The sequence below is a fragment of the Rhizobium sp. BK181 genome (assembly GCF_014193305.1).
Lineage (GTDB): Bacteria > Pseudomonadota > Alphaproteobacteria > Rhizobiales > Rhizobiaceae > Rhizobium.
On record NZ_JACHZA010000003.1, the window covers coordinates 81225 to 96320 of the forward strand.

Genomic DNA, 15096 nt, shown 5'->3' on the forward strand with positions numbered 1-15096 from the left:
GTCAATAGACAATAAACATGTGGTCCGGGTTCTCGACTCTTTACGTGGGAGAGGCTTGGCGGCGCACGCTGTGCCGCGGAGCAATCCTGCGGCTGCGTCTCTTCCGCCATACCGTTCACGCCCCGGAGCGGTTGATCGTCGCTCCCACCGACCTGCGCGCGGTCGATCCGCATGTGGCCGACGAGATTTTGAACGGTCGCTTCCCGCTCGCCGGTCGGCTCCTCGAAACCGGCGGCAAGTCGCCCTTCAATTTCAGTCTCCCATCCCGATCATTCGCCCTGCGGCTTCATAGTTTTGGCTGGCTCCGCCACATGCGGACTAAGAAGAGCGACCTGCATTCGAGCGTTGCCCGGTCCATCGTCAACAATTGGCTGTCGCTGCATGGCGGCCGCATCGAAGGTATCGCCTGGGAGATCGATGTTACCGCGCAGCGTGTTATTTCCTGGCTCTCGCATTCGCCTGTCGTTCTCCATAACGCCGATCGCGGCTTCTATCGCCGCTTCCTGCGCTCGCTAGCCTTCCAAGTGCGATTTCTGCGCCGCATGGCAAAGTACGCGCCACCCGGCGAGGTTCGCTTTCGATTGCGCATTGCCCTTGCAATGGCCTCTATTGCCATGCCGACGCGCGCAGGTGCCCTTCGGCGCGCTGCTGATGCACTGGACCAGGAGTTCGACAGCCAGATTCTAACTGATGGCGGGCATGTCTCGCGCAATCCGCGTGTCGGCCTGGAATTGCTCCTGGATCTTCTTCCGCTCCGGCAAACCTATGTCAATCTCGGGCATGATTTGCCGCAGAAGCTGATTTCGGGCATCGATCGCATGTACCCAGCGCTGCGGTTTTTCCGGCACCAGGATGGCGACCTTGCGCTTTTTAACGGCGCAACGTCGACGCTCGCGACGGAATTGATGTCGTTGCTGCGGTACGACGAGACTGCGGGTGATCCCTTCAAGGCGATGCCCCATTCACGTTATCAACGGTTAGCCTCAGGTAGAACGGTGGTCATTGCTGATACAGGATTGCCGCCGGCCGGCAGTCTGTCGCGCACGGCGCATGCGGGTTGCCTGTCGTTTGAAATGTCGTCCGGACGTCACCGCTTTATCGTCAATTCCGGATCGCCGAAGTTTGCCGGCAAGCGCTACATGCAGATCGCTCGAACGACGGCTGCGCATAGCACGGTGACCGTCAACGACACTTCTTCCAGCCGTTTTGCGTCCTCCACCTTCGTCGCGAACGTTATCACTGACGGCGTGAAAAGCCTGAATGTGGATCGCGTGCTCGCCGATGACGGCCGCGACGTGATCAAGGCAAGCCATGACGGCTACCTCAACGCCTTCGGTGTTCTGCATGAGCGAGAACTGACCCTGAACGCCACGGGATTGATCGTTACGGGCTGTGATCGGTTGGTTGCGCCGGAAGGCAAGGTCGATGAGGCCGTGCGTGCGGTGGCGCGCTTCCATGCGCACCCATCCATCAATCTGAAGCAGTTCGACAAAGAGTCGGTGATGATGACGGCGCCCGATGGAGAAGCATGGCTGTTCTCGTCGCCTGGAAATGAGATCATGATTGGCGAGGACGTCTTCTTTGCTGATGCTTCGGGCATTTGCGGTTCCGACCAAATCGAGATTGCCTTCTCCTATCCCGAGCGGCCGGAAATACGCTGGTTTTTATCGCGCAAGGGCTAGCGAGTGTTTCCGCGGCGGCAAAGCTGTGCTAACGCGGCGCCATCATCCGCTTATCCCTCGCCGGATATCTCCCGAAGACCAAACGGAGAAGCCTCATGGCCGTTGTTTCCAAGAAAATCCCCGCACCCGACAAGGTCGCAGTCAAGACCGCGTTGCTTTCGGTATCGGACAAGACCGGTATCGTCGAACTCGCGCGTGCGCTCGCCGACAAGGGCGTTCGCCTCCTGTCGACCGGCGGCACACACAAGACAATTGCGGCGGCCGGTCTTACAGTGACCGATGTTTCCGAGGTCACGGGCTTTCCAGAGATCATGGATGGTCGCGTGAAGACCCTGCACCCGAAAGTGCACGGTGGCCTGCTCGCCATCCGGGACGATGCTGAACATCAGGCGGCAATGAAGGCGCACGGTATCGAGGGTATCGATCTCGTGGTCATCAACCTCTATCCGTTCGAGGATGTCCGCGCTGCCGGTGGCGACTATCCGACGACCGTCGAGAATATCGATATCGGTGGCCCGGCGATGATCCGCGCATCGGCCAAGAACCACGCCTACGTAACGATCCTGACCGATCCGGCGGACTATTCTGAGCTGCTCGACCAGCTGGCTTCGGACGCCGGTCAGACTGCCTATGCGTTCCGCCAGCGGATGGCCGCCAAGGCTTTCGCGCGTACCGCGGCCTATGATGCCATGATTTCCAACTGGTTTGCCGAGGCTCTCTCCATCGACACCCCGCGTCACCGCGTCATTGGCGGCGTGCTCAGGGAAGAGATGCGTTATGGCGAAAATCCGCATCAGAAGGCGGCATTCTATGTGACGGGCGAGCGTCGCCCCGGTGTTGCCACCGCGTCGCTGCTGCAGGGCAAACAGCTTTCCTACAACAACATCAACGACACCGATGCGGCTTATGAACTCGTCGCCGAGTTCCTGCCCGAAAAGGCAGCAGCCTGCGCGATCATCAAGCACGCAAACCCCTGCGGCGTGGCGACCGGCACCAACCTGCTGGAAGCCTACAAGCGCGCGCTTGCCTGCGATTCCGTTTCGGCTTTTGGCGGTATCATCGCGCTCAACCAGACGCTCGATGCGGAAACGGCGGAAGAGATCATCAAGCTCTTCACCGAAGTTATCATCGCGCCCGACGTCACCGAGGAAGCGAAAGCCATCGTTGCACGCAAGGCAAATCTTCGACTGCTGAGTGCCGGTGGGCTTCCTGATCCACGCTCTGCCGGCCTGACGGCGAAAACCGTCTCCGGCGGCCTGCTTGTGCAGAGCCGAGACAACGGCATGGTCGAGGATCTGGAGCTCAAGGTGGTTACCAAGCGTGCGCCGACGCCGCAGGAACTCGAAGACATGAAATTTGCCTTCAAGGTTGCCAAGCATGTCAAATCGAACGCCGTGGTTTATGCCAAGGATGGACAGACGGCCGGCATTGGCGCAGGCCAGATGAGCCGCGTCGATTCTGCCCGTATCGCTGGCCAGAAGGCTGAGGAAGCAGCCAGGGCTCTCGGGCTTGCAGAACCGCTGACACGCGGTTCAGCAGTGGCGTCTGAGGCCTTCCTGCCCTTCGCCGACGGCCTGCTGTCGATGATCGCCGCTGGTGCGACAGCAGTGATCCAGCCCGGTGGATCCATGCGCGATCAGGAAGTGATCGATGCTGCAAACGAGCACAACGTCGCGATGGTCTTCACCGGCATGCGGCACTTCCGCCACTAAACCCGTGGGCCGCCGTTACGCCCTGTCCGCGGGATAGGGCGTACGGAAAAGCAGGATCAGCCCTGCAGCCAAGAAGATTACCAATGTTGACATCCCCAGCCGCGACGAACCGGTCGCGTAGGTCACTGCGGAAAAGAGTAGTGTCGCCAGAAAGCTCGTAGCGCGCCCTGAAAGCGCGTAGATGCCAAAATAGCGCCCGGCCTCGTTCAGGTTTACGCTGCGCGCGAGATAGGACCGCGAGGACGCCTGCACCGGGCCGAAGGCAAGACCGATCAGCAGGCCGTAGGCAATGTATGCCTTCTCCGCTGCCGTACCGAAGAGGCCGCCGGAATCGGCAGTTGGCAGCTTCAGCAAACCAAAGAGAGTGTATCCCGGCCCGGTCGACACTATCCCGATAGTGGCGATCAGCAACATTGTCAGGCTGATAACGATCGTCGACTTAGAGCCTATACGCCGATCAACGCGACCGGCAATCATGCAGCCGAAGATCGCAACGACGTTGAGTATGATTCCGTAGATCCCGATCTCAATCGTCGCCCAGCCGAACATTCCGGCAGCAAAAGCGCCGCCGAGGATCAGCAGCCCGTTGACGCCATCCTGATAGATCATCCGGGCGATGAGGAAGCGAACAATGCCACGGCGATGCTTGAGTTCGGCAAGTGTACTCTTCAACTCGGTAAAGCCGGCTCGCACCGCAGCGCCAAACGGAAGGCCCTTGCTGATGTCAGGTGTGAAAAAGAACATCGGCAGAATGAAGATCAGATACCAGAAAGCCGAGATCGGCCCAGTGATGCGGGCATCTTCGCCCTGGTGCGGATCGAGACCGAACAACGGATCGAGACCAAGAATTGTTTTGCCGGATTCGAGATTGCCGGCGAGCAGGACCACGACGGCGATAAGAACAATCATCCCGCCGAGGTAGCCGAGGCCCCAGGCCGTATTGGAGAGTTTGCCGACCTCGTCTTTGCTGACGAGCCGAGGCATCATGGAATCATTGAAGACGATCGAGAACTCGGCCGCGATCGAGGCCAGGATCATGAAGATTATTGGGTAGATCAACGGTGAGCCGGGCGCTGCAAACCAAAGGCCGAAGAGGCTCGCAATCTTGATCACCGCGAAAAACGCGATCCAGGGCTTTCGGGCGCCGGACTGATCGGCGATGGAGCCGAGGATTGGCGACAATATGGCGATGATCACCGAAGAGATCGTCGCCATATTGCTCCACATTGCCTGGGCGGAGACCGGATCGGCCGTCAGGCGCGACACGAAGTAGGGACCGAAGATGAAGGTCGTTACAACAGTGAAGAATGGCTGGGCTGCCCAGTCAAAGAGCATCCAGCCCCAGATGCCCTTCTCCGATGCCCTAGCCGGCTGCGTTCCCGTCCAGTCGATACGATTCACAGTCCGCTCCTGATTCCGAGCGGAACTGTCTCACCTCGCCCCGTCGCGCGCAAGATCGGTCAACAGACCAGCCGCCACGGTGATACGGGCAAGGTTCGGGTCGCCGCTGTCGCTCAACCCCGACAGTTCCTCCGCTATCCGGTTGATCCTGATGCGATCGCCTGCATGCCAAGCTTGGACCGGAAGCTTGTCCTTACCGTGGTTGGCAAGTGCCGAAATGACGATATCGCGTCGCGCGCTTGCGATCTGGTCGATGCTGCGGGCCAGCGCCAGGTTTTCATAGTGGTCAGCCGTGATGATCCGTGAGCCGGCGGCAAGCAAGCGCCCGATCCGGAAGGTCTGGGAGACAGCAAAATAGCTTTCCGCGGCACGCGCCAGCGGTTCGCCCGTGCGGGCAGCGATTTGCATGATCTCAGGTACGAGGGCAAAGCCGAGCAGCCCCGAGATCTCGGCGGCCAACTTATCCGGCACACCGGCGTCACGATACTCCTGCTGCCGCGCTTCGAGCTCCGGCACCGTCTGGTTGGCGAAAATCGGCTTGAGCTTCTTGAGGGCAGTCTGAAGTCCCTCGACAGTTGCGGATATATCGCCCTTGGTCATCTGAGTCTTCAGGAGCAGGCGGGTCAGCACCGTGAACGTATGACTGATTTCCTCGTAGATGCGGTTCTGCATCTGGCCGGAAATCTTGCCATCCAATGCGTCTGTCTCCGCCCAGAGTCGGCTGAGGTCAAAGCCATCGCGGGCGATTATCGCGGCCCGAACAACCTCAGGCGCGGATGCCGCCGTCGCATCCGTCATGCTGATGGCAAAGCTTGGGCCGCCGCGGTTGATGGCCTCGTTTGCCAACACTGTCGCAATGATCTCGCGCCGTAGACGGTGGGTATCGATATCCGACGCGTTCGTCTTGCGCATCTTTGCGGGGAAGTAGTTCGAAAGCGTTGCCGCGAAATAGGGATCGTCCGGCAGATCGCTGGCAGCCAATGCGTCGAACAGCACGATCTTCGCATAGGACAGCAGAACGCCGATTTCGGGTCGGGTGAGCGGCTTGCCAGCGGTATAGCGTTCCGCGAGGACCGTGTCGTCGGGAAGGGTCTCCACCTTCCGGTTCAGCTGCTTTGCGCCTTCGAGCACTGTCATGAGCCGAGCAAGTTCCAGCCCGTTGGCAGTGCCCTTGCGCTCGGTCAGCGATATCGCGAGAGACTGCAAATAGTTGTTCCGCAGCACGAGCCTGCCGACCTCGTCCGTCATGGAAGAAAGAAGCTGATCGCGCTTTGACCGAGTCAGGCGACCGTCGTGCATTGCTGCTGCGAGAGCAATCTTGATATTGACCTCGACGTCGGACGTATTGACGCCGGCCGAATTGTCGATTGCGTCGGAATTGCAGCGCCCGCCTCGCATTCCATAGGCGATACGACCTTTCTGTGTGACACCAAGGTTTGCGCCTTCGCCGATCACCTTGGCGCGCACGTCTTCGGCAACAACACGAATTGGGTCGTTGGCACGATCGCCGACTTCAGCATCGGTTTCTGAAGGCGCCTTAACGTAGGTGCCGATGCCACCGAACCAAAGCAGGTCGACCGGGCTCTTCAAGATGGCCGCCATGATCTCGAACGGCGTTGCTACAGCCTTGTCGATGCCAATCGCAGCCACCGCTTCCGGCGTCAGAGTGACGGACTTTGCCGAGCGCGAAATAATCATCGCACCTTTCGAAAGGACGCTCTTGTCGAAATCCTGCCAGCTCGACCGTGCTAGGTTGAAGAGTCGCTGCCTTTCGGCAAGCGTCTTCGCCATATCTGGATCGGGATCGATGACGATGTCGCGATGGTCGAAGGCCGCAATCAGCCGGATTTTGGGCGACAACAGCATGCCGTTGCCGAAGACGTCGCCCGACATGTCGCCGACGCCGGCGACCGTGAACGGCGTGGTCTGGATGTCGATGTCCATTTCGCGGAAGTGGCGCTTTACCGTTTCCCAGGCGCCGCGAGCGGTGATGCCCATCTTCTTGTGGTCATAGCCAGCCGATCCGCCCGATGCGAAGGCATCATCGAGCCAGAAGCCCGCTTCCTGAGCAAGCGCGTTGGCGGTGTCCGAGAAAGTCGCGGTTCCCTTGTCGGCTGCCACGACGAAGTAGGGGTCGTCGCCGTCGAGCCTCACCGTATCCATTGGCGGCACGATATCGGGGCCACTGATGTTGTCAGTAATGGACAGCAACGTGCGGATATAGGTCTTGTAAGCCTCGCGGCCGGCATTGAAGACTTCCTCGCGGCTGCCGCCAGCCGGCAGTTTCTTCGGGTAGAAGCCGCCTTTGGCGCCGACCGGTACAATGACGGCGTTCTTGACCTGCTGTGCCTTCACAAGGCCGAGTACTTCGGTCCGGTAATCTTCGGCACGGTCCGACCAACGCAAGCCGCCACGCGCCACCTTGCCGAAGCGCAGATGGACACCTTCGACTTCGACGCCGTAGACGAACATCTCGCGGAATGGCCGCGGTTCAGGGAGTCCGTCGACCAGATGCGGATCCAGCTTGAAGGCCAGCATCGCCTTCGGCGAGCCGTCCGCATTGCGTTGGAAGTAATTTGTCCTCAAGGTCGCGTCCACTACGTTGACGTAACGGCGAAGGATGCGATCATCATCGAGGCTCGGCACATCGGAGAGAGCCGCCTCGATCCTCTGATGATGCTCGGCCGCCTTCTTGATCCGTACCTTCTCGGAGATTTTGGGATCGAGCGCGTCGTAGAACAGCCGGAATATCATTGCCGCGATGACCGGATACTTGTCCAGCGTCGTAGCGATGTAATCCAGCGAGTAGGGAATGCCCGCCTGACGCAGGTAGCGCGCATAGGCGCGAAGTACGCTGGTTTCGCGTGCAGTCAATCCGGCCGAAACGATGAGCCGGTTGAAGTTGTCGTTGTCGATGACGCCGCTGAACGCAGCGAGGAATGCTTCTTCCAGCATTTCGCCATGACGGTGAAGGTCGATTTGTATGCCCCCCCGCGGCTCCAGTTCCATATCATGCAACACAACCAGCGTTTCCGCGCCGCCGTGGAGGGTTACGTCGATGTCGAATGTTCCCTCGCTAATGACGTTGAAGCCGAGGTTTTCAAGCAGCGGTACGCGGCGGGACAGGGCAAGTTGGCCGCCGGAATGGAAGATCTTCAGGCAAAGCAGCTCAACGCCGTCTTTTTCCCGCGTGTAGAACGCGATGCGGATCGGCTCCCCGGCCGCGCAGGCGGCGATATCCTCGAGATCGTAAAAGGTTTCTTCCGGCGGGAAGAGATCCTGGAAGGCGTGGCTTACGTGCAACTGAGGGGCCTTCGGCCCGGCTAGGGCTTCGAACCGATCATCCCACCGCGCGGTGATGGCGCGAATGGCTTCTTCCAGCTTTGCCTGCGGTACACGAGGGGTCTTGCCTCCGGACCGGCCGATGATGAAGTGGACGCGTGCGACACCGCCCTCCGGGAAAGCCGGATAGTAGGCCGAGACACGGCCATCGTAGACGGTCTTCAGATAGGTCCCGATCTTCTCACGCACGATCGAGTCATACTCTTCGCGTGGGACGTAAACGATCACCGATACAAATCGGTCGAAATGGTCTATGCGCGGCAGGACTCGAACACGCGGCCGATCGGCAAGATCGTTGATCTGCTCGGCGAAGCCGGCCAGAAGCGGTGTGTCGATCTGGAAGAGGTCGTCGCGCGGATAAGATTCCAGCGTGTTATCGAGCATACGGCCCGAGTGGCTCATTGGGTCGAAGCCGAAATGTTCCTTCACTCGCTCGATCTTGGAGCGGAGCAGCGGGATATCGCTTGCAAGCGACGTGTAGGCAGTCGAGGTGAACAGACCGACAATACGCAGTTCGCCCGTCACATTGCCGTCGGCGTCGAAGCGCTTGACCCCCACATAGTCCATGTAGGCGCGGCGATGGACGATCGACTTCACATTGGCCTTGGTCACGATCAGGAAGTCCGGGCCATCCAGGAATGCCAGGATTTCCGGGGTCGTCGTCACCGCATCCTTGCCGGTGCGCAGAACGAGAACGTCGGGGTTCGACAGGATGCCAAGACCCGTGCCCTTGTCGCGCTCGACCTTCGCGCTCGCGCCCTTGCCGGAATAGACATACTCCCGCATGCCGAGGAAGGTGAAATTTGCGTCGCGGAGCCAGGTCAGGAAGGCAAGCGCTTCGTCCCGTTCAGTCTTCCGCCGGCTGGCATTGTAGGCGGAAAGCTCATCGATCACCGTTCCAAGCTTATCCAGCATGGGTCTCCAGTCGGATACCGTTACCCGCACTTGCTCGACCACCGTTTTCACTCGCTTGACAAGCTCAGCGGCCTGGGCCGCTGTCAGGGGCGCAAGATGTAGCTGGATGTGACTGACGCGATTGGCCGGCTCGCTCGGGAGATCAGCGGTGTAAAGTTCGGGAGCCTTGCCGGGCTCCATCACCAGGATCGGATGCACGGCCATGTAAAGGTCGCGATAGCTGCTGGTAACCTCGCCCATCACCGATTCATACAGGAACGGCATGTTGTGGTCGGTCACCGAGAGAATGGATACCGCAACACCGCCCGGCTCCACGTCGGCAATCGTATCGATGGTGATACGTGCCGAGTTGCTGCCCCAGGCAGCCAGTTCCTTAGCCGAATGAACGGCGGAAAGCGCCAACATCTCCGGTGTGTATTGCTCCAGGTCATCGCCGCTGGCACGCCCAAAGAGGATATCAGGATCGAGATAGGTTTCCCCGGTTGCAGCCGCGATTTTGGTCGCGCTTTCAAGCTGTTTTTCTCGTTTCGGATTGTTTCGACCAGCCATCGCAGATACTCCCTCATCTCCTCGATTTGGCGCAAAGTAGCAGAAGATTTGACGAAAGAATCTCTAAATGAGCGCTTTCTGAGGCAGCTTTCATGCGTTTTTGGCCACCGCAACGCAAATTTTCGAAAGATTTTGCTTCGTCGTAGATATGTGGAAATTTCCCGAGCTGACGTTTTCATGTCTCTATGAAGAGCGGTTGACAGTGAAGCAGCAAAAAGGGGATCAACGGGTGTCGAAAGCTGAGTGGAGCATCATGTCGGAAAGTGCTGCAGGAACTGTCATCGTCATCTCCAGCCATGTTGTGCGTGGTTCTGTCGGAAATCGCGCGGCCGTCTTTGCGCTGGAGACCCTCGGCCATCAGGTCTGGGCGCTGCCGACGATCGTGCTCCCCTGGCATCCCGGCCATGGTCGGTCAACGCGGCTGACATTTACCGAAGCAGAGTTTGACGCGGCGATTGACGATCTCATCCGCGCGCCGTGGATCGGCGAAGTGAAGGCCGTTCTTTCGGGCTATTTCGGCAATGCGGCGCAGGCACGCTCGGTTGCCCGGCTCGTGACTGCTTTGCGCGAACGAAAGCCGGAATTGTTTTATGTCTGCGATCCGGTGATGGGGGACCTGGGTGGGCTCTATGTGCCGCAGGCAACGGCGGAGGCGATCAGGGATCATCTGATACCCCTCGCGTCGCTTGCGACGCCCAATCGCTATGAGCTTGCTTGGCTCGTTGGCGCCTCGCTGGATGACAATACGGCGATCATGGATGCCGCGCTGTCGCTGGGGCCGTCTCGCATGCTGGTAACGTCAGCCGTGCCGATGATGGCAGGCGGCACGGGGAACCTCTATCTTTCGGGGCGCCACGCGCTGTTGGCGGAACATCGCCTTATCGACAAGCCGCCGAATGGTCTTGGCGATCTCCTTGCGGCCCTGTTTCTATCGCGGCTTCTCTCCGGCATGGAGGACGAAAAGGCGCTCCAGCTTGCAACGGCAAGCGTCTATGAGGTGCTTGCTCGCGCTGTGAAGCGGGGCAGCGATGAACTGACGCTTGCGAGCGACTCCTCGAGCCTGGCAACGCCGATGGCAATGGTTCAGATGAGGCGCCTGCTGCATCCGGCCCAAAGGCGCAAGGGCTAGCGGCTATCGTGCGGTGCGATATTGATCTTGTATTGCGCAGGCTGTAATCGAAGATCATGCAGCATTTTCCAAGCACCCTTCTAGACGGTTATCGCAACTTTATGAACGGGCGTTATGCGGACGCCCGTGATCGCTATCGGACACTAGCGGAGCACGGGCAGAACCCCAGTACGCTTGTGGTAGCCTGCTCGGATTCCCGTGCTGCGCCCGAACTGATTTTCGACGCCGGCCCGGGCGAACTTTTCGTCGTCCGGAATGTCGCCAACATGGTGCCGCCCTATGAGCCGGATGGGCATTTCCACTCGACGTCTGCCGCGCTGGAATTTGCGGTTCAAGCCCTGAAGGTTACAGATATCGTCGTCATGGGCCACGGCCGTTGTGGTGGCATCAGGGCGGCTCTGGACCCGAGCGCTGAACCTCTTTCTCCTGGTGACTTTATTGGACGCTGGATGTCGCTCGTGAAGCCTGCGGCAGAACAGATCGGCGCCAACGACGTGATGACTGCCGCCGAGCGTCAAACTGCACTCGAGCGAGTATCGATCCGCAATTCGATTGAGAACCTCAGGACATTCCCGAACATCAAGGCCTTGGAAGAGGCCGGTGAGATCGCGCTTCATGGAGCATGGTTCGACATTTCGACCGGTGAACTGTGGGTGATGGATGCCGAAACCCGCGACTTCATTCGACCGGATGTCTAAGCCCAAATAAAAAGCGCCGAACTTCAGTTCGGCGCTCGTGGCTCAGTGTTGAATACTCAGTTTCCGTCGATTTGCTGGCCGATGTAGGCAATGGCCTGCTGATAGACCGTGGCGGCATTCCAGCCGGCGATCGCTGCAAAGTTGGGCTCGCCGGGCTGATAGCCGGCGCCGGCCTGCCAACCATGGCCCTTCAGGAAATTAGCCGTCGAGGCCAGCGCATCCGCGCGCGAGCCGACCATGTCGACGCGACCGTCGCCATCGCCATCGGCGCCGAAGCGTACGACATTGCGTGGCAGGAACTGCGTCTGGCCAATCTCGCCGTGCGCGGCGCCTCGCGCCTGCGGGCTGAGGTAGCCTTCCGAGACGAGTTGAAGCGCTGCGTAAAGCTGATCGGTGAAGTAATCAGAGCGCCGGCAATCGTAAGCAAGTGTCGATACGGCCGACATGGTGTGCTGGTTGCCCATGTAGCTGCCGAAGCCGGTCTCCATGCCCCAGATCGCGATCAGCGGGCCAGCGGGAACACCATATCGGCGTTCGATCGATGCAAAGAGCGCAGCATTGGCACGCTTCATACCCTTACCACGGGAAATGATCGTTGCACCGCCGCGCTTCTGCATGAAAGCGTCGAAGGAAAGCTTGAAGCTCTTCTGGCCGCGGTCTGCGGCGATGGTCGGTCTGTTATAGGAAACGTTCGCAAAAGCGCGATCAAGAACCGACGGGCTGACGCCGTTCGCAGCAGCCTCTTGCTTGAACTCGCCAACCCAGGCGTCGAAGCCGGCACCGTTATTGCCGCACTGGGCGGCTGTGGCCGCTGCCGGAACTGCGTGGAGAGTACAGGCCGCCGCAGCTGCCAGCAAAAATTTCGTCATGCGCATGGAGATACCCCGATCCCGATCTGACTAGCCTTCAAACCGGGCCAGCTGCCCGCTTCCGGCAATATTGTCACCGTCTTTGAATTGGCAAGCGCGGGAGGCCGAAAACGGCAAACCCGCGCCCAGCAAGCCCTACCTTAATAAGCGGGACTTAACAAATCACAGTTAACAGTTGGTTAGGCTGCCTTCTTGCGTGGCTTCACAAGTCCGCGATTGATGAGAAGCTCGGCGATCTGGATCGCGTTGAGCGCAGCCCCCTTGCGTAGGTTGTCGGAAACCACCCACATGTTCAGGCCGTTCTCGACCGTCGCATCTTCGCGGATGCGCGAGATGTAGGTCGCGTCTTCTCCGGCAGACTCGTATGGCGTGATGTAGCCACCGTTCTCGCGCTTGTCGATGACGAGGCAGCCCGGAGCTTCGCGCAGGATATCGCGTGCCTGATCGGCAGTGATTTCGTTCTCGAACTCGATGTTGACCGACTCGGAGTGGCCAATGAAGACCGGAACGCGAACTGCCGTGCAGGTCACCTTGATCTTCGGATCGAGCATCTTCTTGGTTTCGGCGAGAACCTTCCACTCTTCCTTCGTGTAGCCGTCTTCCATGAAGCTATCGATGTGCGGAATGACGTTGAAGGCAATACGCTTCGTGAACTTCTTGTTCTCGATCGGATCCGCTACGAAGACGGCGCGGGTCTGGTTGAACAGCTCGTCCATACCATCCTTGCCGGCGCCGGAAACCGATTGATAGGTCGAAACAACGACGCGCTTGATCTTGGCGAAGTCGTGCAGCGGCTTGAGAGCAACGACGAGCTGTGCAGTCGAGCAATTCGGGTTGGCGATGATATTGCGCTTGGTGAACTGGGTAACGGCGTCCGGGTTCACTTCCGGAACGATCAGCGGTACGTCCGCGTCGTAGCGCCATGCCGAGGAGTTGTCGATGACAACGCAACCCTGTGCGCCGATCTTGGGAGACCACTTCTTGGAGACCTCGCCGCCTGCCGACATCAGGCAGATATCGGTGTCGGAGAAATCGTAATTCTCGAGATTTGCGACCTTCAGCGTCTTGTCGCCGTAGGACACTTCCGTGCCCTGCGAGCGCGCGGACGCAAGTGCTACGACTTCATCGGCAGGGAAACCGCGCTCGGAGAGGATGTTGAGCATTTCCCGACCGACATTTCCGGTCGCTCCCGCAACTGCAACTTTAAAACCCATTTCTCAAGCTCTCTTTCTCTTCTCTCCTCTTGTCCGGTGAGGGGGGAAGCGCGAAAACATCGCGTCTTCCTTGTCCCCAGCCGAGCCGGGGAGAGAGCGGCAGGCCAGAGACGTCAGACGGTTTTCGTCGTCGTTTTGGCCTTGGTTTTGGAAGAAACCGGAACGGCAATATCCATCCCGGCACTAAGTGCCCGGTCATTGCATGCAGCAATGGCGTGTTCGTGGCGAACCATGGATATTCCTTTTCCGCCGTTGCTCTTAAAAGGTTTTCCACAGGAGTCAAGGTTTTTGCAATTGGAGTACGCAGCAGGATAGCGGGCTGGGAGCGTCGAACCGCCGAAGCATCTCGCCTCCTAACGCCGATCCCTAGAACGATCGACGTGCACGGGAACCGGAACGAAACCTCGGTCGGGCAACCGCCTGGGGCTCCCGGCGTCCAATTTGCGCTTACGCTCAAGATGATAGGCATAGGCAAACTGGACAGCGATGCCGATCACCACAAAGACCGGGCCGACGATCCGATCGTGGTTGTTGATGTAGAGCACCACCTGACCCACCATCGCCAAAATCGTGCCGGCGACGAAAATGCTGAGCGAATGGCGACCAAGAATGGTCAGCGGGTTGTCCGTGGACCTGCTAAGCAAGCGCGAGATCGCTGGAATATTGAGGACGAGATAGGTGAGTGCCAGGACGTGCAACAGCCTCGGCAGCGACAGGAATGTTTTGTCGAAGCCCGTCAGCACGGGCGGCAGCCCGAACGAGGCCAGCGCAATTCCGAAGCTCCAGAGCTGACCGACAACCCAGGCAAAGGACAAGGCGACATAGGCAGCCGCAAGTCCAGAGAGAACGGGATGTTGCGGCAGTTTGCCGCCGCGGCGCACATGCATCATTCCGACAATGCCGATGGTGAAGAGGAATTGCCAGGACAACGGGTTAAGGAACCAATAACCCTCAATCAGCATGTTGTGAGGAGCAATTTCGTAGACGCCGGCAACCAGCCATACGGCGCCCGAAACGGCAAGCGCAAGGAGCGGGCTTACGGCATTGAGCAACAGTATGACCGGCACCATCAACATCAGTGCGCCATACATCGGGAGAATATTGTTGTAGCCGATCTGGTGCCCAAGCAGTAGCAGCGAGGGAATGCCGGCCTTCAGATTGGTGAGAACGGCAAGGATGTTGATCTCACACAGAAGCCCAGGCCGATGGAAGATCCAAGCGCCGGTCAGAAAAAGAGCCAGCGTCATGAACGTCGTAATCATGTGAGCCAGGTAAAGCGTAAACGATCGCTTCGTGGCCTTCATCGCCGTCTGCCACCAGGTGGCCGGTTGAAAGCGCGATCCATAGGCCAGGCCGACCGCAATCCCCGAGATTAGGACGAAGCCTTCGGCTGCATCGGAAAATCCAAAATTCTTGGTTGTGAGATTCTCAAAAATCTGCCCTGGGACATGATTGATAAAAATCGTGATGAGCGCGAGTCCGCGCAGAACGTCCAATCTGGTGTCACGTTTCGGCGTCGCTACCGACACAGCAATTTGCTTGGCGCTGATCTTTCCTTCAAGCGCTACGGCCATGGACTTCTCCT

At 59.1% G+C, this 15096-nt stretch carries 9 protein-coding genes and 1 pseudogene; 4 read left to right on the top strand and 6 right to left on the bottom strand.

From position 1 onward, the window contains the following. The first annotated feature begins 17 nt into the window (after nucleotides 1-17). Nucleotides 18-1682 carry a heparinase II/III family protein gene (locus FHT77_RS10355; protein ID WP_183754927.1) on the top strand — a complete coding sequence of 555 codons (1665 nt, stop codon included), beginning with the start codon at nucleotides 18-20 and terminating at the stop codon, nucleotides 1680-1682. A gap of 95 nt (nucleotides 1683-1777) precedes the next feature. Next, on the top strand, nucleotides 1778-3394 hold the full coding sequence (purH, locus tag FHT77_RS10360) for a bifunctional phosphoribosylaminoimidazolecarboxamide formyltransferase/IMP cyclohydrolase (RefSeq protein WP_183754929.1): 1617 nt from the start codon (nucleotides 1778-1780) through the stop codon (nucleotides 3392-3394). Nucleotides 3395-3409: 15 nt separating this feature from the next. On the opposite strand, the gene FHT77_RS10365 is transcribed toward purH, so the two are convergent. Both FHT77_RS10365 and FHT77_RS10370 read right to left on the bottom strand, forming a co-directional pair. Beyond that, nucleotides 3410-4795, bottom strand: coding sequence for an MFS transporter (locus FHT77_RS10365; RefSeq protein WP_183754931.1), 1386 nt, complete (start codon nucleotides 4793-4795; stop codon nucleotides 3410-3412). A gap of 30 nt (nucleotides 4796-4825) precedes the next feature. Continuing rightward, complete coding sequence (locus FHT77_RS10370) at nucleotides 4826-9601, bottom strand: NAD-glutamate dehydrogenase (RefSeq protein ID WP_183754933.1); 4776 nt, start codon at nucleotides 9599-9601, stop codon at nucleotides 4826-4828. 253 nt (nucleotides 9602-9854) lie between these two features. Here FHT77_RS10370 and pdxY point away from each other — a divergent pair, with 253 nt between their 5' ends. After that, nucleotides 9855-10730 carry a pyridoxal kinase PdxY gene (pdxY, locus tag FHT77_RS10375; protein WP_183755321.1) on the top strand — a complete coding sequence of 292 codons (876 nt, stop codon included), beginning with the start codon at nucleotides 9855-9857 and terminating at the stop codon, nucleotides 10728-10730. 56 nt (nucleotides 10731-10786) lie between these two features. Next, entirely contained in the window at nucleotides 10787-11428 is a 642-nt protein-coding gene (locus FHT77_RS10380) for a carbonic anhydrase (protein WP_016556826.1), read from the top strand. Between the two features lie 56 nt (nucleotides 11429-11484). On the opposite strand, the gene FHT77_RS10385 is transcribed toward FHT77_RS10380, so the two are convergent. The 4 genes and pseudogenes from FHT77_RS10385 to FHT77_RS10395 form a co-directional block, all read right to left on the bottom strand. Beyond that, nucleotides 11485-12303, bottom strand: a complete 819-nt coding sequence (locus tag FHT77_RS10385) for a lytic transglycosylase domain-containing protein (protein WP_114714200.1) — start codon at nucleotides 12301-12303, stop codon at nucleotides 11485-11487. A 173-nt stretch (nucleotides 12304-12476) separates the two neighbouring features. Beyond that, nucleotides 12477-13511, bottom strand: coding sequence for an aspartate-semialdehyde dehydrogenase (locus FHT77_RS10390; protein ID WP_183754936.1), 1035 nt, complete (start codon nucleotides 13509-13511; stop codon nucleotides 12477-12479). Nucleotides 13512-13624: 113 nt separating this feature from the next. Continuing rightward, nucleotides 13625-13810 (bottom strand): annotated as a pseudogene (locus tag FHT77_RS32230) (hypothetical protein); the annotation flags it as partial. A gap of 54 nt (nucleotides 13811-13864) precedes the next feature. Then, nucleotides 13865-15085 carry an OpgC family protein gene (locus FHT77_RS10395; RefSeq protein WP_183754938.1) on the bottom strand — a complete coding sequence of 407 codons (1221 nt, stop codon included), beginning with the start codon at nucleotides 15083-15085 and terminating at the stop codon, nucleotides 13865-13867. Between the last annotated feature and the right edge of the window lie 11 nt (nucleotides 15086-15096).